We start from the raw sequence: 645 nt of genomic DNA, 5'->3' as shown, positions 1-645 counted from the left end.
CGTCGTCGTCCGTGACGTCGGCGACCAGGAGCACGTGGGTGTCGTCCGCGACGAGGAGGTCCGCGTACTGCTCGTCGACCGCGTCGACGTCGCCCAGGCCGTGGGTCACCGGGTGCGCCGCGTCGACGACCCGGAACCGCGCCTCGCCGAGCGGCGGGTGCCACGAGACGTCGTCGTCCCACCGTCCACCCAGCGTCGCCGCCCAGCGCGGGTCGTCGCCGAACGTGTTCGCCGCCTGGTGCAGCCCGAGCACCGCGACGCCGTCGTCGACGAGCGCGGACCGGCGGTCGTGGAACCCGCGCCACGCGTCGGCGTCCGCGGGGTCGAGCGGCCCCTGCCCGCAGTTCACGACGAGCAGGTCGGGACGGTCGACGTCGTCGAGCGCGTCGGGGAAGACGCTGCGGACGGTCACGTCGTGCCCGTCCGCCCGCAGCAGCGTGGCCACCGCGTCGGACGTCGCCGCGTGGTCGTGCCACGGGTCGCCGTACCGGTCCCGTCCGACGAGCACCACCACCTGCGCCACGCGCCACCTCCTGCGTCGTCCGTCACCGCGCCGCCACGCTGACGGCCTCGGATGTCCCGCGCGGGCCCCGCGCGGGCCCGCGCGACCTCGCGACGAGCCACGACGCGGGCGAGCCGTCGGCG

At 76.7% G+C, this 645-nt stretch carries 1 protein-coding gene; it reads right to left on the bottom strand.

The genetic code is table 11. The features are described 5' to 3' along the window. A partial coding sequence (locus tag OMK64_RS20255) for a ThuA domain-containing protein (protein ID WP_272730153.1) occupies window positions 1-523 on the bottom strand: 523 nt, incomplete at its 3' end. Between the last annotated feature and the right edge of the window lie 122 nt (window positions 524-645).

The sequence above is a fragment of the Cellulomonas fimi genome (assembly GCF_028527925.1).
Taxonomy (GTDB): domain Bacteria; phylum Actinomycetota; class Actinomycetes; order Actinomycetales; family Cellulomonadaceae; genus Cellulomonas; species Cellulomonas fimi_C.
The sequence above is the reverse complement of the archived record's forward strand: the minus strand, read 5'-3'. Positions and strand labels throughout refer to the sequence as shown.